Origin of the sequence: Undibacterium sp. Tian12W, from assembly GCF_049339405.1 — a bacterium.
Classification (GTDB): Bacteria; Pseudomonadota; Gammaproteobacteria; order Burkholderiales; family Burkholderiaceae_D; genus Undibacterium.
Map to the genome: position 1 here is coordinate 254091 of NZ_JBMPPK010000001.1, position 23997 is coordinate 278087.

The window sequence follows — 23997 nt, forward strand, 5'->3', positions numbered from 1 at the left end:
TGTGGAGCAGGGTGAGCTGACTGCTCAAGAGAACGTGCTCACCCTTTGCTCAAACTAAAGACATACTTGATGCCTATTTTATGTTCAGGCTCTTCTTAGCTTGTTCCAGAAGATCGGTTTTTACCCAATCCTTGGCGACTGGCGGTTTGGCCATTTTGCCCACGCCATATTTTTGCATCAGATCAGTGGTGATCTGTATGTGCTCTGCCGTCACATCATAAGAGTAAGGTGAGTTCTCTATGGCATTGACAAAATCTTCATGGCTGACCTGGCCCTTGAACATGTTTTCACGCACATATTTTTCAGCCAGTTCCTTATTGTCGATAAAGGTCTTGGTCGCTTCAACAAAGCAGCGCATGAATTTTTCTGCAACCGGGCGACGTTCTTTATAAAACTTCTCGGTCATAACCATGGTACGGACTGGTTCGCCTATCGGGGTATCGTAAGGCTTGATGATTTCATTGCCAAAGCCTTTGTTGATAGCCTGGGAAGAATAAGGTTCAGACTGCATGATAGCGTCGATATTCTTACCCAACAGAGCCTGGTTCAGGTCAGGGAAACCGAGGTAAATGATTTGTACATCCTTACCTGGCTGATCAGAATACGTCAGGCCATTTTGTGCCAGTTCGGCTGCCAGCAAGATGTCCTGGATACCGCCACGGGTGACGCCAACTTTCTTGCCTTTTAAATCCTTGACAGTCTTCATGCCCAGGTCTGCACGTCCAACCAGACGGGCACCACCCTTGGCGAAACCTGCCACCAGATAGATAGGTGTACCACTGGCACGGGCAGAAATCACTGCTTCTGAAGATACTGCACCGACATCCAGTTCGCCTGCAATGACGGCCTGCATGGCATCCAGGCCTTTGGCGAATACGCGCTCTTCTACCTTGATACCGCATTTGGGAGCGATTTCCTTGATATAGGAAACTGCGCCGTAATGAGCGAATTTCAGGTTACCCAGCCTGACAACCTCCTGAGCCTGGGCAGCACTGGCAAACAATCCGGAAGTAATAAGGCTGGCAAGCAAAATCTTTTTGAACATCTTTGTCTCCTGGGTTTGATTTGATTTTTCCTACGCGTACTGATTAGCAGATATTGTGCCAGCACGAGAATTTTAGTAAACAACTGATTTCATTCAAGTTTTCATATGAGTTTATGCAAACGCGATGCGAAAACCCGGATTATCACTGCTACGCATTCCGTGTTTTCGCACTGAGGCATACATTAGCGCAAGAACTTGCCATCCCGCCCTATCATCGTCAGATCAACAAACTCACTGCCGCTGTGGTCGTGGTCACTATAAGTGACTGTGACACCACCCAGATCAACCTTGTGCATGGATTCCAGCGCGCGTATCAGACCTTCCCGCGTCAGGCCCTTGCCTGCCCGCTTTAAACCTTCTACCAGTAACTTTGCAGAGACGAAGCCTTCCATCGCCGCATAAGATGGCGGCACGCCATTGTCCTTGGCGATGGTCTTGAATTCTTGCCCGAGAGTAGAAGATACCAGATGTGGAGCAGGCATAATCTGTGACACCATCACGCCAGTTGCTACCGGCCCGAGGGAATCAATGAAGGACTGTGAAGCATTATTCGACAAGGTCATGATCTGGACGGTGCTGCCTTTGGCACGCAAACCACGGATCAGTTCTGCCACGGTGGTGGCAGAACCAACGATGATGAGCGCCTTGGCTGGAGATTTGACGACCTCATCTACCGCCTTGGGCACGTCAGGTTTTGCCCTGTCATACTTGCTGACCAGAGAAGGCTTGAGTTTAAAGCTGTCCATCGCAGTGGTAAAACCGATCAGGCCGTCGCCACCAAAAGTATCATCGACATGCAGGATGGCGATATCTTTGAGGCCTATCGTAGAAAACTGCTCAACAGCCTTTTTCACCTCATCCTGATACCTGGCCCTGACATTGAATACATAGCGGTTAACCGGGTTATGAAACACTGCCGCACCAGTACTCGGTGCCACCAGCGGCACCTTGCTGGACGCCAGCACAGGCAGGATAGCCTGGGTATGCGGCGTGCCGCGCGACTGGAACAAGGCAAAGACATGGTCTTTTTTGATCAGTGTCTCGGCATTGGCAGCGGCAATCACGGGATCAAACTTGTCATCGACGATGTGCAGCTCTATCTTGCGGCCATGCACGCCGCCATTCTTGTTGATCTGGTTGAAATAAGCGGCAGCGCCTGCATTCATTTCTTTGACCGGCCCGGCAATCTGCCCGGTCAGGCCTACGGTCTGTCCTATCAATATGCTACTGTCAGTGACACCTTCCTCTGCCAGGCTGTAGCCAGACGTAGCAATCAGGGTGCACAGGGTAAGTATGCGTGGCAGGCGCCAGGCAAGATGAAGTCGTCTCATGATTGTCTCCAGATTATTGAGCGTCTATTTTTGAACTGGCGACAAAACCTGGCTGACATTGCAGAATGTGCAGCCATCTTGATTTTGTAACAAGCTCTGGGATAGCGCTCTTATTAGCAGACTTCATACCAAGCACGAATGAAAGCCCGCACCCCGCTTTTAACTGATTTTTTGAGTAAAATATATCAGTAGTATCCCTCATGCGTCTGAAAATCCGCACAGACATTTGAAATAATTCTGGATTTTCAGAATTTTGACCACATCTACTCTATACATCAGCTTGAAACAGGCGAAATGCCAGACTCTGTCACGGCTTCAGGTAAAATGCCTGCTGTTGTTGCCACTGAACTGCTGCTACCGCCTGTTGCAGGCAGCAGTGAGCACCGCCCTATTGAAATTTTCTTAATATCCCCCTAAGCCAACATGCTCGATAATCTAACCCAGCGCCTAGCCAAAGTCGTCAAGACCATGCGCGGCGAAGCCCGTCTGACCGAATCCAATACCGCCGACATGTTGCGTGAAGTGCGCATGGCCTTGCTGGAGGCAGACGTTGCCCTGCCCGCAGTACGTGAACTGATCGCCCGCGTCAAAGAAAAAGCCATGGGTGAAGAAGTCATTTCTTCCCTGACACCGGGTCAGGCTCTGGTTGGCGTGGTACAAAAAGAACTGGCCGCCCTGATGGGTGCCGACCTGGGTGAAGAAGCATCTCAACTGAGTTTTAACTGCCAGCCACCGGCAATCATCCTGATGGCAGGTTTGCAGGGTGCGGGTAAAACCACGACGGTCGGTAAGCTGGCCAAATATCTGAAAGAGCAAAAAAAGAAAAAGGTATTAACCGTTTCTGCCGACGTGTACCGTCCTGCCGCGATAGGCCAGTTGCAGACGGTGACAGCGCAGGTTGGCGCAGACTTTTTCCCATCCCTGCCGACGGACAAGCCAGTGGATATCGCCCTGGCTGCACTGGATTACGCCAAGAAGCATTATCACGATGTGCTGATCATCGATACTGCAGGTCGCCTGGGTATAGATGAAGCGATGATGCAAGAGATTGCTGCCGTCCACGCTGCCGTCAAACCGATAGAAACCCTGTTCGTGGTCGATGCCATGCTGGGTCAGGATGCCGTTAATACTGCCAAGGCCTTTAATGATGCCCTGCCTTTGACAGGTGTGGTACTGACCAAACTTGATGGCGACGCACGTGGCGGTGCTGCGCTGTCAGTACGTCATATCACAGGTAAACCGATCAAGTTTGTTGGTGTTGCTGAAAAACTCGATGGCCTGGAATCTTTCGATGCCACCCGCATGGCCAATCGTATCCTGGGCATGGGTGACATCCTGGCGCTGGTGGAATCTGCCCAAAAAGGTATGGACGTGGCAGCCGCACAGGATCTGGCGCACAAGATCAAGGATGGCGGCAAGTTCGACATGAACGACTTCAAGATGCAGATTTCGCAGATGAAGAACATGGGCGGCCTGGCCAACCTGATGGACAAGTTGCCAGCGCAAATGCAACAGGCAGCCAGCGGCGCGAATATGGATCAGGCGGAAAAGCAGGTACGCCGCATGGAAGGCATGATCAATTCCATGACACCGCAAGAAAGATCCAAGCCGGAATTGATCAAGGCTTCGCGCAAGCGTCGTATCGCCGCAGGTGCCGGTGTACAGATACAGGAAGTCAACCGCATGCTGGCCCAGTTTGAACAAATGCAGTCTATGATGAAGAAATTACGTGGTGGCGGCATGATGAAGATGTTGCGTGGCATGAAGGGAATGATGCCCGGAAAACGCTGAATTTTCTCAGTATTTCTGTTCATATTTCCCTCTATGAAAAAATGCCGGATAGCAGCCAAAATGGCGCTAATCCGGCATTTTTTTATGCGTAAATCCAACGACAGGCAAATTCCTGCACTTTTTCACTAAAAACCCGCAAAAAACACTTGCATCCCTGTAAAAACCGCACCACTATTAGCGATGCGTGAAGTGACGCAATGCAGGAGCTTTTCAAAACGATCAAAGCTCCGTCCACGAAATTTGTGAAGGAGGCTATTTATGGCAACAGCACCAAAAAAACCAGCAGCAAAACCGGCAGCCAAACCAGCGGCTAAACCAGCAGCCAAACCGGCAGCAAAGGCAGCAGCTCCAAAGGCAGCAGCAGCGAAACCTGCAGCAAAAGCAGCAGCTCCTAAAAAAGCCGCAGCCGCAAAGCCAGCAGCAGCACGCAAGCCAAATGCAGCGTTCATGAAACCTATGACGATCTCCCCAGTTCTGGCAGCAGTCATCGGTGCAGCAGCAATTCCTCGTACTGAAGTCACTAAAAAAGTATGGGAATACATCAAGAAACACAAACTGCAAGATGAAGCAAACAAACGCAACATCAACGCGGATGACAAGTTGAAAGCCGTTTTCGATGGCAAAAAACAAGTGTCCATGTTTGAAATGACTAAACTCATTTCCGGCCATCTGTCCTGATTTTCAGGAACAGGTTTCCGCAGTTGCTTTGGGAAACTTAAAGGGAAGCAGTTAGTCCCATCCCAAACAAAAATGCCCGCATAGCGCGGGCATTTTTGTTTTTGCAGATTCCTGGTGCGCACCTAGAATGAAAAATCCGTGGCATCTACATGCTATCCTTGACTGATCCTTGAAGTCTCACCTCTACATATCCATTGATGCCATATGGTCAGCGTAAAGATTAATTGATAAAATCTTTTACTCTGCGGTGCTTCTTGCGAACAAAAAAAGATAAACGCCCCCAGTCTGAAACACCAGACAAGCTCCTGGGCTGGTCTTACAGGCTGTTGTGCTCATTACCCGGCTCGCATGTTGTAGCGACAGATGTCCTCAATAATAATGGAGCTCCTTATGCAATGTCGCATCCTCATTCTCACCCTTGCTGTTATCCTGTCCGGCTGTGTCAGCGGTCACCAGAAATTCTATAAACCTTATGTAGACGCGAAAACACTGCCGGATGTACAAACCCTGGCACCAAATGATACGCCCAAAATTTTTGCATCAGACGATTTGGCAAGAGACGTAAGAATAGCCCGCTCAAAAGGCTATATCGTGGTTGGTGAGTCCTCTTTCAACGGACAAAAGGAATCTGAGCGCGGCATGATTCAACAAGCGCAAGAAAACGGCGCGATCATGGTGCTGTTCTCGTCCAAATTTGCTGGTACAAGAACGATTACGACCCCGCTTTTCTTGCCCAATAACAAAACCACCTATTCATCAGGTACGGTCAATGGCACCGGGGGCAGTGCCAATTACTCGGGTACCAGCACTACTTATGGCACGACTGTCGTCCCTTTGACGACGGAACAGCAACGCTATAACCAGGCCGCCGTTTATTTCGTCAAATCGACAAGAAAACCGCGTGTGGGCGTAGTCGCACTGGACTTGACACCTGAGCTCAGAAAAAACCTGGAGCGCAACACAGGGGCTATCGTTGACATCGTGCGGGAAGAATCGCCGGCTTTTATAGCGAATGTTTTACCTGGCGATGTCATCATCGAAATCAATGGCGCCACGGTCATCAACAGCAAACATGCCTATGAACTTTTGCAGGCAGCTTCCCCACCTCAGGGCAAGTTCACGCTGAAAATCATACGCAATGGAACTGAGCGTCTCATCGACATCAATTTGGTTCCAGCCTAGGCTCTTGCGGATACACGTCACAAATTGACTGCATACCTCAGATGTGCACGGACATCTGAGGTAATGTCATCTCACCAGGAATAGGAAACTATTCCCCACTACTCAACCCCTAGTTTACAAATTACCACAGGTCACAGGTATAGTAGCCAGCTCATTGCCAATAATCTCACCGGGTTTGCGGTGCAAAATGCAATAAGTCCCAAATGGCGTGATCACTTTTGAGACTGGCCGCCCATCACCAAGTATATGCACTTCGTGCTTATAGCTTTCACGCATGACGGTGGAAGATGACTGAACTGCGGCACCAAATTTTTCCATCGCCGCAGGCGCTGATTTGGCGCTGACCTGGTCACGGTATTGAAAATCTTTTTTGAGACCGTTGATAATCTCCCGCGTATCACGGTTAAGCGACTTGCCAACAACAGACCTGTCAGCTTCAAGACTTGCAGGCTCTTTTTCGACTGGCGGCATCGACAGCGGCTGGTCGCTGGCAGATTTTCCCTGATCATAGATAGTAGAACTTTGCCGTAGAGCTGGCATAGCCCTGCTGGGGCGGGATGACTCTGTTCCATCCTGCCTGGCTGGTGACGTATCGGGCAGTTTCACTTGCTCAGGCTGCTTCAAAAAAATCAGGCTGCCGCTATTTACTGGCATTAGCTCATCTTTATGCAGTGCGTTCAACTGCGGCCACAACAGATACAAGCCAGCGTGCAGCACAATTATGCCAAGCAGTATCTGCCACTCATTGCGTTGAACAGACGAATGATAAGGGACTGTCAGCATGAACCGGGCCTCTTCTCAGTAACTACCGCAACTGACAGTCCGTATGCCGGGTGACCTGGTGAAGTCTGCTCCCGGTTTTGCACCGATCACACAATACGTGCCGCCTGGTGTCGTCACTTTGGTCATGGCGGTGCCATCTGACATGATGATGTTCTGATAGCTGGTACCACGCGGACGCGCAGCGGCGGCGACATTAATACCAAATTGCACCATCGATGACTTTTCTGGCTTGATATCGGTCAGGATGCGGTTTGGCATTTCGCGCTCTACCTGTTTGATGACTTTGCTGATGTCGCGCTGGATCACGACAGGACTGTCACCACTTAATATCGGTGTGCTGGTTTCTGTATTCGCTGCAGGGACAGGTGCAACAGTGATACCCGTACCTGCATCATTGTTAACCGGCGTAACGGGGCTGGTTGACACCACCGGAGTGCGGTGTTTATTTGGAGCCTGCAATTGGCTGGGTGATATCGCTGGTTTGATCACAGGCACAGTCTGTTCTGGCTTGCGCTGTGCGGGTGCTTCCAGCATGCGCACTACAAAAGCCAGCGGCGTGCTGACTTCATTTTTATGCCTGACGATGCTGGGCCACAACAGGATTAACAAGAGATGAACCGACAATACAGCAAGCAGCAATTGCCAGCGAGAACGCAATAATTTGCGCCAGTCTGTACTGCCAAATTCTTCATGATAATCATGATAAAAGAGTGCCTGCATGTCGGGCCTTGGTGTAATCCTGAATATGACCGGGCATTCTGGAATGCCCGGTCATACTTGACCCGTCATTTATGCAAAGGACTATTTTACAAGACCAGAGGTAGCGCTAATTGCTACCTGAATAGCGAAGCTGATTTTACTCAGCAAATAAATCAGCTGGTGAATTCCCAGTTTTTCCAGTTGGATAGCACGGCCTTGGGATACTCAGGACGGCCACGGCTGCCGTTGTAGCGACCTAATGCCAGATAAAGATCACCTTTTTCCATATCGATGTACAGGCGCAAAATCGAACAGCCGTAACGCAGATTGGTTTGCATCTGGAACAGCTTTTTCGCATCGCCATCGCCAATCACGCGCGACCAGAAAGGCATGACCTGCATATAGCCACGCGCACCAACGACCGAAGTCGCGTACTTGCGAAAGGCGGATTCTACCTGTATCAACCCCATGACCATGGCGACATCCAGGCCAGCGCGCTTGGATTCATACCAGATGGCATCCAGCAATTCCTTGCGGGTCTGCAAATCGGGGATGCGGCGCTTCAGGCGGGTAGCCATCTCCCCCTGCCAGTTGAGGTATTTGATACGTTCGTCAATATTGGCAAACGTGGGCTTAGGTGGCGTGGAGTCAGACACAGCTTTGGCCAGAGCAAGACGCACAGAGTCTGCCATGGCTTCTTCTTTTTGATTACCGGCTTGCGCCGGTAACACAGAAAAAGCCAACAGGCAGATTGCCGTCTTAAGGATGGATTTTCTCCATCCTTCGCAAATAACCCGTGTGATAAGCCGTGTGACTTGCATGGCTTGCAGATCAAACTTGCTGCTACCGCTCACTCTTCCTTTGCACCAGACGCAAAAGCGCAAGAAAAAATACTTCATCCTGCGGCTTATTTATCTGCCATTTTGGCCTGAATGAAGGCCAGCATCTCGGCCACAGGCACATTGCTGGCTTCAGTATCGCGACGGCCCAGATATTCAAGTTTGCCTTCTTTGAGACCACGGTCACCGATGACAACACGGTGCGGTACGCCTATCAGTTCCCAGTCAGCAAACATGGCACCAGGGCGCTCGCCACGGTCATCCAGTATGACGTCGATGCCAGCTGCCAGCAAAGCCTCATACAGCGATTCAGCCTCAGCCTTGACGGCTTCACTGCGGTCCATGCCCATAGGGCAGATGACGACTTCAAACGGTGCAATCGCCGTTGGCCAGATGATGCCCTTGTCATCAAAATTCTGTTCTATCGCTGCACCCAGGATGCGGGTAACGCCTATGCCGTAACAACCCATTTGCAGCAATTGTGGCTTGCCATTCACATCAAGAAAGCTGGCTTTCATATCGTCGGAATAGCGGGTGCCAAGCTGGAATACGTGGCCTACTTCGATACCGCGCTGTATGGCGAGTACACCTTTGCCATCTGGTGAAGGATCACCAGCGACAACATTGCGCAAATCAGCAACTGCTGGCTCAGGCAAATCACGGCCCCAGTTGGCACCGGTGAAATGGAAGTCAGCTTCATTCGCGCCACAAACAAAGTCAGCCATGTTGGCGACGGTTCTGTCAGCGACGATATTGACTGGTTTTTTTGTACCTATAGGACCGAGGTAGCCTGGCTTGGTGCCGAAATATTCGACAATTTCAGCCTCAGTCGCAAAACGGTAATTCGCCATGCCGGCTATCTTGCCTGCCTTGACTTCATTGAGTTCATGATCGCCGCGCAACAGCAACAGCCAGATTTGTGCTGGTTTGCCACTGTCTTTTTCAGCATCAACTTCAGCATCAACTTCAGCATCAACTGCCAGCACGATGGACTTGACCGTAGCTTCCAGCGGAATATTGAGCAATTGCGCGACATCTTCACACTTGGCTTTACCAGGCGTGGCCGTCTTGGTCAGCGCACTAGCAGCGGCTGGGCGGCTGGTTTGCGTAGGCAAGGCCTCTGCCGCTTCCATATTGGCGGCGTAGTCAGAGGTAGGGCAATACACCAACGCGTCTTCACCAGTGTCGGCAATGACGTGGAATTCATGAGAGCCAGAGCCACCAATCGCACCGTTATCAGCAGCTACCGCGCGGAATTCCAGGCCAAAGCGCTGGAAAATACGGGTGTAGGCGTCGTACATGATTTCATAAGACTTTTGCATGCCTTCGACATCGCGGTCAAAGGAATAGGCATCTTTCATGGTGAATTCACGACCACGCATGAGGCCAAAACGTGGGCGGCGCTCGTCACGGAACTTGGTCTGGATGTGATAAAAGTTCACAGGCAGTTGGCGGTAAGAGCGGATTTCTGTGCGTATGACGTCCGTGATCGCTTCTTCAGAAGTCGGCTGGATGATGTAATCACGGCCATGGCGGTCTTTGACGCGCATGAGTTCTGGCCCCATCTTGTCCCAGCGGCCAGTTTCTTGCCAAAGTTCTGCAGGTTGCACGACCGGCATCAGCATCTCGATCGCACCGGCGCGATTCATTTCTTCACGAACAATATTCTCTACTTTGCGAATGATGCGCAAGCCCATGGGCATGTAGTTATAGATGCCGGAACCGAGGCGTTTAATCATGCCCGCACGCATCATCAGTTTATGGCTGACGATCTCGGCATCGGCAGGAGCTTCTTTCAGTGTGGAAATAAAAAATCGTGTAGCACGCATGACAGTGATTCTTTTTAAATGGAGGGTTATAATCAACTCAATTTTAAAGGATTAGCTGGCTAATGCGCCCACTCTTTGCACATTTGATGAAGGAAACTGCGATTTGTTCGCCTCCCAGGGGGCTGTCCGTCGAAAAACACGGTATTTTGCGACGAAACAAACGCTCTCTACGCTATCTATTGCAGGAGCAAGCCGTTTAGCCACAGAAAGTTTTGAGGTTGAACATGCTGGATCGTGAAGGCTTTCGCCCTAACGTTGGCATAATTTTGCTAAACGCCAACAATGAAGTCTGGTGGGGAAAACGGGTGCGCGAGCATTCCTGGCAATTCCCCCAGGGTGGTATTAAATATGGCGAGTCCCCGGAACAGGCAATGTACCGGGAACTCGAAGAAGAAACCGGCTTGCTGCCTGAGCACGTCAAAGTCATAGGGCGTACCCGTGACTGGCTACGCTATGAAGTGCCGGATCATTTTATCAAGCGTGAAATCCGCGGGCATTATCGCGGGCAAAAACAGATCTGGTTTTTGTTGCGTATGATAGGCCGTGATTGCGATGTCAATCTGCGGGCCAGCACCCATCCTGAATTTGATGCATGGCGCTGGCATGACTATTGGGTGCCACTGGATGTGGTGATTGAATTCAAGCGCGGCGTGTATCAACTGGCCCTGCAGGAATTGTCACGCTATGTGCACCGTACCGACCACCCCAATTCCAACCGCAACCGTTATTTGCGCAATCAGCAACAGTCGCAACAGTCACAACCAATGCAGCAGGCGCAAAAAAATCAGGATTGCAAGAAAACCGAGCCGGAAGAGTCTAAATAATTTATGTTGAATAAAAAACTACGCTATCTCCCCCATCTCGCCATCATCGCTCTGGCTTTGCTGCCTGTCAGCCAGGCTTTTGCTGCAGATGAAGAGGAAGAAGACAAGGAATGGCGCGAAGTCGCGCTGCAATTGCCAGAAGCACCGAAGGCTGAAAACCTCTTGAATTTCTACAAGAGCCCGAGCCAGTCTTTCGCGATTGATACCAAATCACTGACCGTCGCAGCAGATGGCACCATACGCTACAGCCTGGTTGCCACCAGTTCTGGCGGCGCAAAAAACATCAGTTATGAAGGCCTGCGTTGCCAGACGTATGAAGTCAAGCTGTATGCGTTTGGCCGCCCTGATGGCACATGGTCACGTTCCCGCCGCAATCAATGGGACACCATCACGAACACTGGTGCCAACAAACAGCACGCCACTTTGTTCTCAGAATATTTTTGCGAAGGTAAAACTATCGCAGGTAAAGCCAGTGTCTTGCTGGACAAGCTGCGTGGCAAGAGAACCTCGTATTACTAATAGCAAGAGATAAGCAAGGTGTACAAATGACATGGGCGCTGGATCAATTCAGATTCAGCGCCCATTTTTTATGCTCGGCGTTATATTCAATTTACAACAAAACCAGGTTGTCACGGTGTATCAGTTCGGACTCCTCGACAAAACCAAGTATGGATGCAATTTCAGAAGAAGCATGGCGTTTGATGCGGCGTGCATCCGCGCTTGAATAATTAATCAAACCCCTGGCCACTGAGGTACCCGCTTCATCGCAAAGAGTAACTACAGCACCACGACTGAATTCACCGCGCACATCCAGCACCCCTATCGGCAACAAGGACTTGCCTTCACGCGTCAGTTTTTGCACTGCACCGGCATCCAGTACGACCTGGCCCAGAGTCTGTAAATGATCCATCATCCATTGTTTGCGCGCTGCCACTGGTGCCATTTGCGAAATCAGTTGTGTACCTATGGCTTCACCTTGTGCCAGGCGCAGCAAGACATTGTCTTCGCGCCCCCAGGCGATGACCGTATGTGCACCAGAACGTGCGCCGCGCTTTGCTGCCAGTATCTTGGTCAGCATGCCACCACTACCCAGACTGGAACCGGCACCGCCCGCCATGGCTTCCAGCGCCAGGTCACCTGCCCTGGCTTCATGGACGAAGGTGGCATCCGGGTCTTTGCGCGGGTCAGCGGTATATAGGCCTTTCTGGTCAGTCAGGATGATCAGGGCATCAGCTTCAATCAAATTGGCAACCAGCGCACCCAGGGTGTCATTGTCACCAAACTTGATTTCATCCGTGACCACCGTGTCATTTTCATTGATGATGGGGACGATACCCAGACGCAGCAAGGTGAACAGGGTGGAACGCGCATTCAGGTAGCGTTCACGATCTGCCAGGTCGGCATGCGTCAATAAGATTTGTGCGGTACCTAGCTGGTGTTCACGAAAACTGCTTTCGTAAATTTGCGCCAGGCCCATCTGGCCTACCGCAGCACAAGCCTGCAATTCATGGATGGCGGTTGGCCGCTTTTCAAAACCCAGGCGTTGCCGGCCTTCGGCAATGGCACCGGAACTGACCAGCACCACTTCCTTGCCCATGGCACGCAGGCCTGCAATCTGGGCAGCCCACCTGGCGATGGCTTGCTTGTCCAGCCCCTTGCCATCATTGGTGACCAGAGAGGAACCTACTTTAATGATCAGGCGCTTTGCTTGTTGAATGACAGATTGCATAAATGAGTACGGATATAATTTGGCGAGGTTGCCGCATGAAAGTGGCAAACAAATCAAAATTATACTTTATATGGATACTGTCGTTGCAATCTAAATTTAATTCATATTTAAAAGCTATATTCTACTTTTTATGAGATTTTCATTATTAAAAAGAAATTATTTTAATATCAAATAATTATTCATATTCCATCCGCCAAGGGATGTAGCGCTTGATTAGCAGTTGAGTAGCAATTGAGTAGCCATTGAGGATCAATTAATGAGTAATTGATGGCAGATGTAAAAAAACCTGGCTTTCACCAGGTTTTCTTTTAGTCTTCTATTACTTTAAAACGCGGATCATCCGGATCAATGGACAAGATACCCTGCGCTTCTTCTTTCATCGTGGTTTCTTGCGAACGCTGTTCATGCGTACGCTTTTCTTCCAGATATTTATAGATCTCGGTCACCAGCTCTTCACAACCTTCGCGATTCAGGGCGGAGATTTCAAAGACCGGGCCTTTCCAGGCAAAGCGCTTGATAAAGTCTTTGACCTTTTTCTTGCGCTCATCTTCAGTCAGCACGTCGAGCTTATTGAGTACCAGCCAGCGTGGTTTCTCATACAGGCTTTCGTCGTATTTACGCAATTCCTTGATCAGGGCCTTGGCTTCTTTGACAGGATCGACGGCTTCATCAAACGGTGCCAGATCAACAATGTGCAAGAGCAAGCCTGTGCGTTGCAAATGCTTAAGGAACTGTATGCCCAGACCTGCACCATCAGCAGCGCCTTCAATCAGGCCAGGAATGTCGGCGATGACGAAGCTTTTTTCATGGCTGACGCGGACCATACCCAGATTAGGATGCAGGGTCGTGAAAGGATAATCAGCAATTTTTGGGCGTGCGTTCGATACCGCAGTAATGAAAGTCGATTTACCGGCATTTGGCAAACCCAACAGACCTACGTCAGCCAGTACTTTCAATTCAAGGCGCAATTCACGGCGTTCACCTTCTTTACCATCAGAGCGCTGACGCGGTGCACGGTTGGTGGAAGTTTTAAAGTGGATATTACCCCAGCCGCCCTCACCGCCTTTAACGAGTTCAACTTCCTGACCATGTTCAGTCAGATCAGCGATGACTTCATCGGTATTTCTGTCGCAAATTTGCGTGCCAACCGGCATGCGCAGACGGATATCGTCAGCGCCTTTGCCATAACAGTCTGCACCACGGCCATTTTCACCATCTTTGGCTTTATGCAATTTGGAATAGCGATAATCAACCAGGGTGTTGATATTACGGTCAGCTACAGCCCAGATGCTGCCGCCACGACCACCATCACCGCCGTCAGGGCCGCCAAATGGACGGAATTTTTCACGGCAAAAGGATGCCACACCATTGCCACCATCGCCGGCGATTACTTCGATACGGGCTTCATCAATAAATTTCATTTTTACCACCTAAAAAAGCTTGTATAAATTTTTGTAACCTGATGGAACAATAAATTTATACAGGATTTCTTCAAATTAAAAGGGCTAACATCAAACTGCCTGTGCAGGGTGGTGTACTTAGAACCTGTTTTCGATCTTACTGCGCGAGCGTGATCGGGGCTCATGTGCTGCTCAAAATGCTCATGTACTTAAGTACACTCCGCTTTTTGCGCTGCGCTTTATGTTACTCTGACTCCCGCTGACGCTCGCTCGCTACAGATCGCAAACAGGTTTTTACGGAGAGGTGAGCTTGCGGTAAAGGATTGCCGCAATGAGCTGGACCGGAGACTGATCCAACTAAAAAGGCCCTACCGATGGCAGAGCCTTTTTATCATACTGGCTTGCGCCCTGCTTTGAATTACTTCAAAGCATTACGCTGCTGCGTCTGCAACAACAATTGCGAACTGGTGACGTGCTGCACCTTTGATAGCGAATTGTACTTTGCCGTTAACCAGAGCGAACAAAGTGTGATCTTTGCCCATACCAACGTTTTCACCAGCGTGTACGCGTGTGCCGCGTTGACGAATGATGATGCCGCCAGCATTGATGGTTTGGCCGCCGTAAACTTTAACGCCAAGGCGTTTTGATTCTGAGTCACGACCGTTGCGCGTGGTGCCGCCGCCTTTTTTGTGTGCCATTTTTAATTAGCTCCTTATACAGATTGATTGCTGATCTACAGATTAGCCGTTGATAGAAACGATTTGCAATTCAGTGTAGTTTTGGCGATGGCCTTGACGTTTCTGATAGTGCTTACGACGACGCATTTTGAAAATGCGCACTTTGTCGTGACGACCGTGATCTATAACCTTAGCCAGCACCGTAGCACCTGCGACCAATGGAGCACCAAATTTAATGGTCTCGCCAGCGCCCAATGCGAGCACTTGATCAATGGTGATTTCGGAGCCAATGTCTGCAGGTATCTGTTCTACTTTAAGTTTTTCACCAGCGACAACTTTATATTGTTTGCCACCGGTTTTTATGACCGCGTACATGTGAAACCTCATCAAATAAAAATTAAGAATTTTCTCCCCCGCCAGACAAAAATGCATCCGGGAAGTCGGGAAAACCCCAAATTGTACATAATCCTGCTCAACGCGTCAAAGACTATTTGCATATTTTTTTCAGCACACCTATAGCAAACAGGCAATTGAATGGTGCTACCTGAGTGAAGTGCAAGAGAACTGGTGCAATTCAAGCAAATACCAGCACTGCATCGTATAATCGCGGTCATCCCGGATTCTTATGCAGGTTCTCCCTTGTCTGCCACAAATAACCAAAACCCCATCACTGAACTGATCGCCGTCGATATGGACGAAGTGAATCAGGCAATTCGCAACAAATTGCATTCTGAAGTTGCCCTGGTCAACCAGATCGCCGAATACATCATCAGCGCTGGTGGCAAACGCATACGCCCAGTACTGGTCTTGCTGGTAGCGAATGCCTTTCAATATAAAGGCAAGCATCATCATGAACTTGCCGCTATTGTTGAATTCATACACACAGCCACGCTGTTGCATGATGACGTGGTGGATGAGTCTTCCATGCGCCGTGGCCGCAAGACCGCCAATGCCCTGTTTGGCAATGCTGCCTCGGTATTGGTAGGTGACTTTTTGTATTCACGTGCCTTCCAGATGATGGTATCCATCAACAGCATGCAAATCATGCAAATATTGGCGGATGCGACGAATGTCATTGCTGAAGGCGAGGTTTTACAGTTATTGAATATGCATGACCCTGACGTGACTGAAGAACGCTACCTGCAGGTGATACGCTCAAAAACTGCCAAACTGTTTGAGGCAGCAGCAGAAATCGGTGCCCTCATTGCGGGTGCCAATCAAACGGAAATCGAAGCCGCAGGCGAATATGGCCGGTCTTTGGGAACCGCCTTCCAACTAATTGATGACGTTCTTGATTATTCTGGCAATGCAGAGGATATAGGCAAAAACGTCGGTGACGACTTGCGCGAAGGCAAACCCACTCTGCCCCTGATCTATCTGATGAAAAACGGCACATCAGAAGAGCGCGAACTGGTACGCGCTTGCATAGAAAATGGTGACGAATCCAAATTTGATGCGATACTGGCTGCTATTACGCAATCAGGTGCTCTCGCATATACGCAAAATGAAGCTGTAAAAGCTGCTGAGCGTGCCGCAAAAGCCATTTCGACCTGGCCAGACAATCAGTATAAACAGGCCATGATCAAGCTTTGCGCCTTCGCCGTCGGAAGGAATCATTAAATCGACAAATTCGTGGATTTAACAGATTGTTACAAAATTAAGCAGGATTGCATCCCTGCTTAAAATCCATGCGGCACTGCGGAAACAAAAGACTGGTAAATTCAGCGTGGCAATTTACCAGAAAACATTCTATACAGAGTAAAGAAGCTGTAGATCTTTGCCGTCATTAGCAAATAGATTTAAAACTCGATGCAGTTGTAACAGTGCTGCATTTTTTGCCCATTCCCCGGCCTGTACGCTGGGGAACGACTTTACAAATAACAGGCTTAGTTGCATTATCCTAAGGCAACTGATTGTATTGGCAAATTTTACTCAAAAGATCCTATGTCCGCAGTCTTACCAAATTCAGCATCCCAGATGCCAAGCTCTGGCTTGGCGAGAGCGTTGACGCAGGCCAATTTATTGACTGCCGCCCAGGTTGACACTGTCAGTAAAAAAGCACAGACAGACAAAACCGGCTTTATTGATGCTCTGACGCAGAGCGGCACGGTTAGCGCACGCGACCTTGCAACCTTCTGTTCAGATGCCTTTGGCTATCCCTTGCTGGATTTATCATTGATCAATGAGTCACAGATCCCGGAAAAGCTGGTTGATCAAAAACTCATGCAATCTCAGCGCCTGATTGCAATTGCCAAAAAAGGCAATAAAGTATCGCTGGCGATCTCCGACCCGACCAATAACTCTGCCTTGGACCAAGTCAAATTCCAGACTGGCCTGGGTATAGACATTATCATCGTGCAGCACGATGCCCTAGTCAAATTGCTGGATAAGCTGGGCAAGTCGTCAGAGCAAAGCCTCAATGAAATCGGTGGCGATGAATTTGAGCTGGAATTCAAGGAAGATGATCTTGGCGCAGGTGCAGCAGCTGAAGCACAGGCTACTGAAATTGATGATGCGCCTGTCGTTAAATTTCTGCAAAAAATGCTGATTGATGCGATTAATCTGGGCGCATCCGATTTGCATTTTGAACCCTTCGAAAAATTCTACCGCATACGCTTCCGGGTGGATGGTGAGCTCAGGGAAATTGCCCAGCCACCGCTGGCCATCAAAGACAAGTTGTCTTCCCGTATCAAGGTTATCTCCAAACTCGACATCTCGGAAAAGCGTGTTCCGCAAGATGGTCGTATGAAATTGCAATTGAATGCCAACAAGGCGATCGACTTCCGTGTGAGCACCTTGCCCACCCTGTTTGGCGAAAAGATCGTAATGCGTATCCTGGACGGTTCACAAGCGCAGATGGGTATTGATGCGCTGGGTTACGACCCAGACCACAAAGCTATCCTGATGGAAGCGATACAACGCCCGTACGGCATGGTGCTGGTGACCGGCCCTACCGGTTCTGGTAAAACCGTTTCTCTGTACACCTGTCTTAACGTCATTAACAAACCTGGCATCAATATCTCGACTGCCGAAGATCCGGCCGAGATTAACTTGCCTGGTGTAAATCAGGTCAATGTCAACGACAAAGCTGGCCTGACTTTTGCGGTGGCTCTGAAGTCTTTCCTGCGTCAGGATCCTGACGTCATCATGGTGGGTGAGATCCGTGATCTGGAAACCGCTGATATCGCCATCAAGGCTGCGCAAACGGGTCACATGGTGTTCTCTACCCTGCATACCAATGATGCGCCCGCAACCCTGACCCGTTTGATGAACATGGGTGTAGCACCGTTCAATATTGCCTCTTCTGTCATTCTAATCACGGCACAAAGGCTGGCACGTCGTCTTTGCACTTGCAAGAAACCGGTTGAGATTCTCGACGAAGTCTTGCTGGCAGCTGGCTTCAAGGATGATGATCTTGATGGCACCTGGAAACCTTATGGTCCGGTGGGCTGCGAACGCTGTAATGGCGGCGGCTATAAAGGCCGGGTCGGTATCTACCAGTTGATGCCTATTTCCGAACCCATAGAACGCTTGATTCTGGCCAGCGCCGGTGCGCTGGATATTGAAGAGCAGGCGCAGCGTGAAGGCATCAGAAATTTACGGCAATCCGGATTGATGAAAGTCAGACAAGGACTGACCAGCCTCGAGGAAGTCCTCGGATGTACCAACGAATAATAAGAGAAAATTAATATGGCAACCAATCTGGCAAAATCAGCAAAAGCAGGGCAACCCAAGGAGCAGTTGTACGCCTGGGAAGGCAAGGACAAATTTGGCAAGGTCGTCAGGGGTGAAACGCGCGCTGGCGGTGAAGCCATTGTGAATGCCACCCTGCGCAGGCAAGGCATTCTTGTTACCAAGTTAAAAAAGAAGAGTTATACCTCCGGCAAGGCGATTACTGACAAAGACATCACTCTGTTTACCCGCCAGCTGGCAACGATGATGAAGGCAGGCGTACCGCTGTTGCAGTCTTTTGATATTGTGTCCAAAGGCCATAGCAACCCTTCCGTCTCCAAATTATTGCAGGATATCCGTGGCGACGTAGAAACCGGGACCAGTCTGAACGCGGCTTTCCGCAAGTTCCCCCTGTATTTTGATCCCTTGTTTTGCAATCTGGTGGGTGCAGGTGAGCAAGCCGGTATTCTGGAAGACTTGCTGACACGCCTGGCGCTGTACAAAGAAAAGACCATGGCCATCAAGGGCAAGATCAAATCAGCTCTGACTTACCCTATCGCCATTCTGGGTATCGCTTTTATCGTTACCGCCGTTATCATGATCTGGGTGGTTCCGGCGTTTAAACAGGCCTTCAGCAGCTTTGGTGCAGAGTTGCCAGCGCCTACCCTGATCGTCATGAACATCTCGGACAATTTCGTCAAATACTGGTACATCATCTTTGGTGGCTTGTTTGGCGGCATTTACTTCTTCATGCAGACATGGCGTCGCTCATTGAAGATGCAACAATTCATGGACAGAGCGTTGTTGCAGGCACCGATTTTTGGTGATGTGATCAAAAAAGCAACCATCGCCCGCTGGACACGCACGCTGGCCACTATGTTTGCCGCTGGTGTGCCTTTGGTTGAGTCCCTGGATTCCGTTGGTGGAGCTGCCGGTAATGCCGTGTATCTGGATGCAACCATCAAGATCCAGACTGAAGTCAGTACTGGTACCAGCCTGACTGTCGCCATGCAGAATGCCAATGTCTTCCCTCCCATGGTCACGCAAATGGTGGCGATTGGTGAGGAATCTGGTGCACTAGACCAGATGCTGGGCAAGGTTGCCGATTTTTATGAAGATGAAGTCGATGAAGCCGTTGCCGCCCTGTCGAGTCTGATGGAACCTATCATCATGGTGATTCTGGGTGTGGTCATTGGTGGTCTGGTGGTTGCCATGTACTTGCCTATCTTCAAAATGGGTTCGGTCGCAGGATGATTGAGACGTTTTTATTTGCAGGTCCGCAGCATGGATTGTCCACAATAGCCTTCGGGCTATTGGGACTGCTGATAGGAAGTTTCCTGAACGTGGTGATTTATCGCCTGCCTAAAATGTATCTGCGTGAAGTGGATAATTTTGTCGCAGAGCAAAGGCAGGAGCCATTGCCGCACCAGGACAGGTTTGACCTGATGCTGCCTCGCTCTGCCTGCCCGCATTGCGGGCACAAGATCACGGAACTGGAAAATATACCCATCATCAGCTACCTCGTCATTGGTGGCAAATGCACGGGCTGCAAGGCCAAAATTTCCATACGCTATCCCCTGATAGAAGCCCTGACGGGCCTGCTCACTGCCGGCATGATCTGGCATTTTGGCAGCGGCGTGGTGGGCATGAGTGCGGTGGTCTTTGTCTGGTTTCTGATCGCCATGACCTTCATCGACATAGACCATAAATTGCTGCTGGATGACCTGACCCTGAGTCTGATGTGGCTGGGCCTGTTGTTGAATGCCTACGGCGGTTTTGCTAGCTTGAAAGACGCCGTACTGGGCGCCGCCATAGGTTATATGTCGCTATGGATAATCAACTGGATTTATGAAAAACTGCGTGGCAGACCCGGCTTTGGCTACGGCGATCTCAAGCTGCTGGCAGCCTTTGGTGCCTGGATGGGCTGGAGCATGTTGCCAGTTATTGTTTTATTATCGACCCTGGTAGGCTCGGTCATAGGCATAGGACAAATTATCTCCAAGAAATTTGGCTGGGAAACAGAAATACCGTTTGGCCCCTACCTGACCGGTGCAGGTTTGATAGCACTGATCTGGGGCCGGCAAATTGTCGATTTTTATCTGAGCACTTTGTGATGGCTGGGATGGCTGGCATGGCTGACAATTCCACGCCTGTTTTTTCACTAGGCCTGACAGGCGGTATAGGCAGCGGAAAAACCACGATTGCCAATATGCTGGGCGAGTTGGGCGCAGCACTGATTGATACCGACCTGATCGCCCATCAGCTGACGACGCCTGGCGGCCTGGCTATTCCTGCCATACGTGCGCAATTTGGTGATGCATTTATTACCGCAGATGGTGCGATGGACAGGGCTGGCATACGGCAACTGGTGTTTGCCGATACGGCGCAAAAACTAAAGCTCGAAGCCATATTGCATCCGCTTATACGTACAGAAACAGAACGTGCAGCAAACGAAGCCACAGGTGACTACCGTATTTTCGTGGTACCGCTGCTGGTAGAGTCAGGTAACTGGAAACAGCGCGTCGATCGCATCCTGGTCGTTGATTGTGATGAAGAGACGCAAATCAAACGCGTCATGTCACGCAACCAGTTAAGTCGTGAACAGGTAGAGGCCATCATGCGCAACCAGGCCAGCAGGCAAGCCAGGCTGGCTGCCGCTGATGATGTCATCGTCAACAATGGCGACCTTAAAAATATAAGCGAAGAAGTTTTGCGCTTGCATGAGCTGTATCTAAGACTGGCAAAAAACAAGCATTAGAGACTAAGCCTGTACGCAAACGCCAGTATCAGCGAGAGGATATTGAAAGCACATGCAACATTTTCCTACAAAAAAAATAATGGAAATCTGCACGCGGTGTTTGTAATTTCACACAGTATGGTTCAGAATCATGTGCAGCTTTGATGAGCACCAAATTTTGACAGGGAAACTATTTTGATTGTTTACGAATACCCTTTTAACGAGCGTATTCGCACGTTATTGCGGCTGGAAGACTTATACGAAAAATTCACGTTTTTCTTGCATCAGTCTGATCCCATGCAGCATCACGTTGCCCTTGCCACCATTTTTGAAATGTTGGAAGTCGCTGGTCGCGCCGACCTCAAATCTGATCTCTTGCAAGAACTCGAAAGACAAAGACACACACTCATCAGTTTCAAATCCAACCCCAATGTGCAGGCAGAAATGCTGGATAAAGTATTGGATGACGTCGATCGCGCCAGCAGTGCCCTGGTTGCCAGCACAGGCAAGACCGGCCAGAACATACGCGATAATGAATGGCTGATGAGCATACGCGGCCGCACCATCATCCCTGGCGGTGCCTGTGAATTTGACTTGCCCAGCTACCATGCCTGGCAAAAAAATTCGGCAGAAAAACGTTTTGCCGACATCAGCGCCTGGTTTGCCCCTATCGCCCCGCTGTTTGATGCCATCAATGTAGTCTTGCGCCTGTTGCGCGAATCTGGCTCGACTTCCAAAGTCATTGCCCAGGCTGGCAGTTACCAGCAGATGCTGCAAGGCAAGGTTTATCAGTTATTGCGCGTCAATGTCCTGCAGGAACTGGGTGCGATACCTGAAATCTCTGCGAATAAATATATGTTGTGGATACGTTTTATGTCCCAGGATGGCGACATGAAGCCCAAGGCCTACGAAAACGATATCCCGTTTGACCTGACTCTCTGTAATTTCTGAACATGGCTACTTTTGTTGATTGTCCCACCTGCAAAACCAAGGTGAAATGGAAAGAAGCGAACCGCTGGCGTCCTTTTTGCTCTGAACGCTGCAAGCAAATAGACCTGGGTGCCTGGGCTGAAGAGAAATACACGATACCTGCAGTCAATTTACCTGAAGATCCGGAAGAACTGGCTGAATAAGTTGCTTATTGAGCTGCATATTAAGCCGCTTATTCAATCGTTTATTAAGCCTGTTATCCAAAACTAGCGTTTTTGTGGAATGCCATATTTACGCAGCTTGGTGGCGATCATCGAATGTGAAGTCTCCAGGCGTGTCGCCAGCTTGCGGCTGGAGGGATATTGTGGATACAGGTTTTCCAGCAAGCTGCGCTCAAAAGCATTCACCGACAACTCCCAGCTCTCGGTGGCATCGCTCTTCACCACTTCAGCTGTGATACTACCCTCTGCCCAATCAAGGTCTGCGGCCTCCAGTACCCTCTGGTCTGACATGGTAATCGCGCGGAACACCACGTTCTGCAATTGCCTGACATTGCCTGGCCAGTGATTCGACACCAGGGCTGCACAGGCCGATGAATTCAAACGGCATACCGGTTTTTGCGCCTGAGTACAGGCACGCTCTATGAAATGCCTGGCCAATGGCAGGATATCGTCAGGGCGCTCGCGCAGGGCTGGCATTTCCAGATGCAAGACATTCAGGCGGTAAAACAGGTCTTCACGGAAGCTCCCCTCCTGCACCATCTTGCGTAAGTTCCTGTGGGTGGCACTGATGATGCGGACATTCACCTTGACCTCTTTATCACTGCCTATGCGGCGGAACTTGCCGTCATTCAAGAAGCGCAGCAGCTTGGCCTGCAAGTACAGCGACATCTCGCCTATTTCATCGAGAAAGACCGTGCCACCGTCAGCCATTTCAAACAGCCCGGGTTTGCCGCCACGCTGGGCACCGGTGAAGGCGCCGGACATATAGCCAAATAATTCGCTCTCGGCCAGGCTTTCTGGCAAGGCTGCGCAATTCAGTTCCAGGAAAGCCGCATTGTTGCGGCCACTGACACCATGGCAAGCCTGGGCCAGCAATTCTTTACCGGTACCGGTCTCGCCCGTAATCAGCAAAGGGGCATCAACCACGGCTACCCGTGCTGCCTTGGTTTTCAGGCTGCTTATCTGTTCAGATTCACCGATGATGAAATGAAAACCGCTGCCTTCCGAGTGCTGCAGGGCATGCAGGCGGCCACCTATGCGGGTAGGTGCGTGAAAGGTGAGTACGGCACCTACCGAGCGACCATGGGTAATATCAAGGCCCTGGGGCTCGGATACCGGTGTCACATCCATGAAATAAGGCTCGCCATTCAGGCTGACTTCACGGCTGGGCAGGCGGAAACCGCAATTGACCAGCTCTTCCTGTATGCCGGCATCGTCAAGCACCTGGTTCAGGCTGCGCTGGCACAGGCTGGACTCACTCAAGCGGGTAGCAGTGGCAGCGGCAACATTGGCAATCACGATATGGCCGCTGGCATCAATCGCCAGCACCGGGTCTTCCATGACGGCCATCATGGTGTCGAGATTGAGGCGTCGTCGTATGCCAGGCAAGACATCCAGCACCTTGATTTCACCTACCCCACGTACAGACTCGCAATCAGCCTGCAATGAGGGCAGCATGAATTCCAACAGCTCAGGGCTGTCGATATAGATGTTTGGTGGATCGACTTCAACCGCCACCACATTGAGCCCGCGACGCGCCAATACCGCCAGTATTTCGTGGGCAATACCTACTCTGTCCTTGAACTGGATATTGATGCGCATGCGTTACTAATATAATGAAACGATGATG

The 23997-nt window shown here is 50.2% G+C and carries 23 protein-coding genes; 12 read left to right on the forward strand and 11 right to left on the reverse strand.

Annotated elements, in window-relative coordinates; genetic code table 11:
* Nucleotides 1-73 precede the first annotated feature (73 nt).
* Nucleotides 74-1045, reverse strand: coding sequence for an ABC transporter substrate-binding protein (locus ACO0LI_RS01100; RefSeq protein WP_422949535.1), 972 nt, complete (start codon nucleotides 1043-1045; stop codon nucleotides 74-76).
* Nucleotides 1046-1227: 182 nt separating this feature from the next.
* The gene (locus tag ACO0LI_RS01105; RefSeq protein WP_423030202.1) at nucleotides 1228-2376 is read right to left on the reverse strand and encodes an ABC transporter substrate-binding protein; all 1149 of its coding nucleotides are present in this window, start codon (nucleotides 2374-2376) and stop codon (nucleotides 1228-1230) included.
* A 423-nt stretch (nucleotides 2377-2799) separates the two neighbouring features.
* Here ACO0LI_RS01105 and ffh point away from each other — a divergent pair, with 423 nt between their 5' ends.
* The 3 genes from ffh (at nucleotide 2800) to ACO0LI_RS01120 (ending at nucleotide 6027) form a co-directional block, all read left to right on the forward strand.
* Nucleotides 2800-4167, forward strand: coding sequence for a signal recognition particle protein (gene ffh, locus ACO0LI_RS01110; protein ID WP_162057706.1), 1368 nt, complete (start codon nucleotides 2800-2802; stop codon nucleotides 4165-4167).
* Nucleotides 4168-4425: 258 nt separating this feature from the next.
* A complete protein-coding gene (locus tag ACO0LI_RS01115; RefSeq protein WP_422949537.1) occupies nucleotides 4426-4845 on the forward strand; it encodes an SWIB/MDM2 domain-containing protein in 420 nt (139 codons plus the stop codon).
* A 390-nt stretch (nucleotides 4846-5235) separates the two neighbouring features.
* Nucleotides 5236-6027, forward strand: coding sequence for a PDZ domain-containing protein (locus ACO0LI_RS01120; protein WP_423030204.1), 792 nt, complete (start codon nucleotides 5236-5238; stop codon nucleotides 6025-6027).
* A 114-nt stretch (nucleotides 6028-6141) separates the two neighbouring features.
* On the opposite strand, the gene ACO0LI_RS01125 is transcribed toward ACO0LI_RS01120, so the two are convergent.
* From ACO0LI_RS01125 to ACO0LI_RS01140, 4 genes are all read right to left on the reverse strand, one after another.
* Nucleotides 6142-6681 carry a hypothetical protein gene (locus ACO0LI_RS01125; protein WP_423030206.1) on the reverse strand — a complete coding sequence of 180 codons (540 nt, stop codon included), beginning with the start codon at nucleotides 6679-6681 and terminating at the stop codon, nucleotides 6142-6144.
* A 144-nt stretch (nucleotides 6682-6825) separates the two neighbouring features.
* Nucleotides 6826-7530: a hypothetical protein gene (locus ACO0LI_RS01130; protein WP_423030208.1), complete on the reverse strand. Its 705-nt coding sequence runs from the start codon at nucleotides 7528-7530 to the stop codon at nucleotides 6826-6828.
* Between the two features lie 152 nt (nucleotides 7531-7682).
* A complete protein-coding gene (locus tag ACO0LI_RS01135) occupies nucleotides 7683-8363 on the reverse strand; it encodes a lytic transglycosylase domain-containing protein (protein WP_423030210.1) in 681 nt (226 codons plus the stop codon).
* A gap of 53 nt (nucleotides 8364-8416) precedes the next feature.
* Complete coding sequence (locus ACO0LI_RS01140; protein WP_423030212.1) at nucleotides 8417-10177, reverse strand: proline--tRNA ligase; 1761 nt, start codon at nucleotides 10175-10177, stop codon at nucleotides 8417-8419.
* 224 nt (nucleotides 10178-10401) lie between these two features.
* Here ACO0LI_RS01140 and ACO0LI_RS01145 point away from each other — a divergent pair, with 224 nt between their 5' ends.
* Both ACO0LI_RS01145 and ACO0LI_RS01150 read left to right on the forward strand, forming a co-directional pair.
* Nucleotides 10402-11001, forward strand: coding sequence for an RNA pyrophosphohydrolase (locus ACO0LI_RS01145; protein ID WP_423030214.1), 600 nt, complete (start codon nucleotides 10402-10404; stop codon nucleotides 10999-11001).
* 3 nt (nucleotides 11002-11004) lie between these two features.
* Complete coding sequence (locus ACO0LI_RS01150) at nucleotides 11005-11520, forward strand: CNP1-like family protein (protein WP_423030216.1); 516 nt, start codon at nucleotides 11005-11007, stop codon at nucleotides 11518-11520.
* Between the two features lie 91 nt (nucleotides 11521-11611).
* On the opposite strand, the gene proB is transcribed toward ACO0LI_RS01150, so the two are convergent.
* The 4 genes from proB to rplU all read right to left on the reverse strand — a co-directional run bounded on the left by proB (nucleotide 11612) and on the right by rplU (nucleotide 15182).
* Complete coding sequence (gene proB, locus ACO0LI_RS01155) at nucleotides 11612-12730, reverse strand: glutamate 5-kinase (RefSeq protein ID WP_422949545.1); 1119 nt, start codon at nucleotides 12728-12730, stop codon at nucleotides 11612-11614.
* Nucleotides 12731-13038: 308 nt separating this feature from the next.
* A complete protein-coding gene (gene obgE / locus ACO0LI_RS01160) occupies nucleotides 13039-14151 on the reverse strand; it encodes a GTPase ObgE (RefSeq protein WP_110255241.1) in 1113 nt (370 codons plus the stop codon).
* Nucleotides 14152-14561: 410 nt separating this feature from the next.
* Nucleotides 14562-14828 carry a 50S ribosomal protein L27 gene (gene rpmA, locus ACO0LI_RS01165; RefSeq protein WP_422949546.1) on the reverse strand — a complete coding sequence of 89 codons (267 nt, stop codon included), beginning with the start codon at nucleotides 14826-14828 and terminating at the stop codon, nucleotides 14562-14564.
* A 42-nt stretch (nucleotides 14829-14870) separates the two neighbouring features.
* Nucleotides 14871-15182 (reverse strand): 50S ribosomal protein L21, encoded by a 312-nt coding sequence (gene rplU, locus ACO0LI_RS01170; protein WP_110255243.1) that lies wholly within the window; start codon nucleotides 15180-15182, stop codon nucleotides 14871-14873.
* 315 nt (nucleotides 15183-15497) lie between these two features.
* Between rplU and ispB the strand changes: the two genes are divergently transcribed.
* The 7 genes from ispB to ACO0LI_RS01205 all read left to right on the forward strand — a co-directional run bounded on the left by ispB (nucleotide 15498) and on the right by ACO0LI_RS01205 (nucleotide 22349).
* Nucleotides 15498-16427, forward strand: coding sequence for an octaprenyl diphosphate synthase (ispB, locus tag ACO0LI_RS01175; RefSeq protein ID WP_423030488.1), 930 nt, complete (start codon nucleotides 15498-15500; stop codon nucleotides 16425-16427).
* A 324-nt stretch (nucleotides 16428-16751) separates the two neighbouring features.
* Nucleotides 16752-18482, forward strand: coding sequence for a type IV-A pilus assembly ATPase PilB (gene pilB / locus ACO0LI_RS01180; RefSeq protein WP_422949547.1), 1731 nt, complete (start codon nucleotides 16752-16754; stop codon nucleotides 18480-18482).
* 15 nt (nucleotides 18483-18497) lie between these two features.
* Nucleotides 18498-19733: a type II secretion system F family protein gene (locus ACO0LI_RS01185; RefSeq protein ID WP_422949548.1), complete on the forward strand. Its 1236-nt coding sequence runs from the start codon at nucleotides 18498-18500 to the stop codon at nucleotides 19731-19733.
* A 35-nt stretch (nucleotides 19734-19768) separates the two neighbouring features.
* Nucleotides 19769-20593, forward strand: coding sequence for a prepilin peptidase (locus tag ACO0LI_RS01190; RefSeq protein ID WP_423030218.1), 825 nt, complete (start codon nucleotides 19769-19771; stop codon nucleotides 20591-20593).
* A gap of 17 nt (nucleotides 20594-20610) precedes the next feature.
* The gene (gene coaE, locus ACO0LI_RS01195) at nucleotides 20611-21237 is read left to right on the forward strand and encodes a dephospho-CoA kinase (protein ID WP_422949550.1); all 627 of its coding nucleotides are present in this window, start codon (nucleotides 20611-20613) and stop codon (nucleotides 21235-21237) included.
* Nucleotides 21238-21411: 174 nt separating this feature from the next.
* Complete coding sequence (gene zapD, locus ACO0LI_RS01200) at nucleotides 21412-22167, forward strand: cell division protein ZapD (RefSeq protein ID WP_423030220.1); 756 nt, start codon at nucleotides 21412-21414, stop codon at nucleotides 22165-22167.
* Nucleotides 22168-22169: 2 nt separating this feature from the next.
* Nucleotides 22170-22349 (forward strand): DNA gyrase inhibitor YacG, encoded by a 180-nt coding sequence (locus tag ACO0LI_RS01205; protein WP_423030222.1) that lies wholly within the window; start codon nucleotides 22170-22172, stop codon nucleotides 22347-22349.
* Nucleotides 22350-22412: 63 nt separating this feature from the next.
* Here ACO0LI_RS01205 and ACO0LI_RS01210 read toward each other — a convergent pair whose 3' ends face one another.
* Nucleotides 22413-23969, reverse strand: a complete 1557-nt coding sequence (locus ACO0LI_RS01210) for a sigma-54-dependent transcriptional regulator (RefSeq protein WP_422949552.1) — start codon at nucleotides 23967-23969, stop codon at nucleotides 22413-22415.
* Nucleotides 23970-23997 lie beyond the last annotated feature (28 nt).

Excerpts from the sequence above, each read along its gene's own strand:
- ACO0LI_RS01100 (WP_422949535.1), bottom strand. The coding sequence starts at position 1,045 with ATGTTCAAAAAGATTTTGCTTGCCAGCCTTATTACTTCCGGATTGTTT.
- ACO0LI_RS01105 (WP_423030202.1), bottom strand. The coding sequence starts at position 2,376 with ATGAGACGACTTCATCTTGCCTGGCGCCTGCCACGCATACTTACCCTG.
- ffh (WP_162057706.1), top strand. The coding sequence starts at position 2,800 with ATGCTCGATAATCTAACCCAGCGCCTAGCCAAAGTCGTCAAGACCATG.
- ACO0LI_RS01115 (WP_422949537.1), top strand. The coding sequence starts at position 4,426 with ATGGCAACAGCACCAAAAAAACCAGCAGCAAAACCGGCAGCCAAACCA.
- ACO0LI_RS01120 (WP_423030204.1), top strand. The coding sequence starts at position 5,236 with ATGCAATGTCGCATCCTCATTCTCACCCTTGCTGTTATCCTGTCCGGC.
- ACO0LI_RS01125 (WP_423030206.1), bottom strand. The coding sequence starts at position 6,681 with ATGCCAGTAAATAGCGGCAGCCTGATTTTTTTGAAGCAGCCTGAGCAA.
- ACO0LI_RS01130 (WP_423030208.1), bottom strand. The coding sequence starts at position 7,530 with ATGCAGGCACTCTTTTATCATGATTATCATGAAGAATTTGGCAGTACA.
- ACO0LI_RS01140 (WP_423030212.1), bottom strand. The coding sequence starts at position 10,177 with ATGCGTGCTACACGATTTTTTATTTCCACACTGAAAGAAGCTCCTGCC.
- ACO0LI_RS01145 (WP_423030214.1), top strand. The coding sequence starts at position 10,402 with ATGCTGGATCGTGAAGGCTTTCGCCCTAACGTTGGCATAATTTTGCTA.
- ACO0LI_RS01150 (WP_423030216.1), top strand. The coding sequence starts at position 11,005 with ATGTTGAATAAAAAACTACGCTATCTCCCCCATCTCGCCATCATCGCT.
- proB (WP_422949545.1), bottom strand. The coding sequence starts at position 12,730 with ATGCAATCTGTCATTCAACAAGCAAAGCGCCTGATCATTAAAGTAGGT.
- obgE (WP_110255241.1), bottom strand. The coding sequence starts at position 14,151 with ATGAAATTTATTGATGAAGCCCGTATCGAAGTAATCGCCGGCGATGGT.
- rpmA (WP_422949546.1), bottom strand. The coding sequence starts at position 14,828 with ATGGCACACAAAAAAGGCGGCGGCACCACGCGCAACGGTCGTGACTCA.
- rplU (WP_110255243.1), bottom strand. The coding sequence starts at position 15,182 with ATGTACGCGGTCATAAAAACCGGTGGCAAACAATATAAAGTTGTCGCT.
- ispB (WP_423030488.1), top strand. The coding sequence starts at position 15,498 with ATGGACGAAGTGAATCAGGCAATTCGCAACAAATTGCATTCTGAAGTT.
- pilB (WP_422949547.1), top strand. The coding sequence starts at position 16,752 with ATGTCCGCAGTCTTACCAAATTCAGCATCCCAGATGCCAAGCTCTGGC.
- ACO0LI_RS01185 (WP_422949548.1), top strand. The coding sequence starts at position 18,498 with ATGGCAACCAATCTGGCAAAATCAGCAAAAGCAGGGCAACCCAAGGAG.
- coaE (WP_422949550.1), top strand. The coding sequence starts at position 20,611 with ATGGCTGACAATTCCACGCCTGTTTTTTCACTAGGCCTGACAGGCGGT.
- ACO0LI_RS01205 (WP_423030222.1), top strand. The coding sequence starts at position 22,170 with ATGGCTACTTTTGTTGATTGTCCCACCTGCAAAACCAAGGTGAAATGG.
- ACO0LI_RS01210 (WP_422949552.1), bottom strand. The coding sequence starts at position 23,969 with ATGCGCATCAATATCCAGTTCAAGGACAGAGTAGGTATTGCCCACGAA.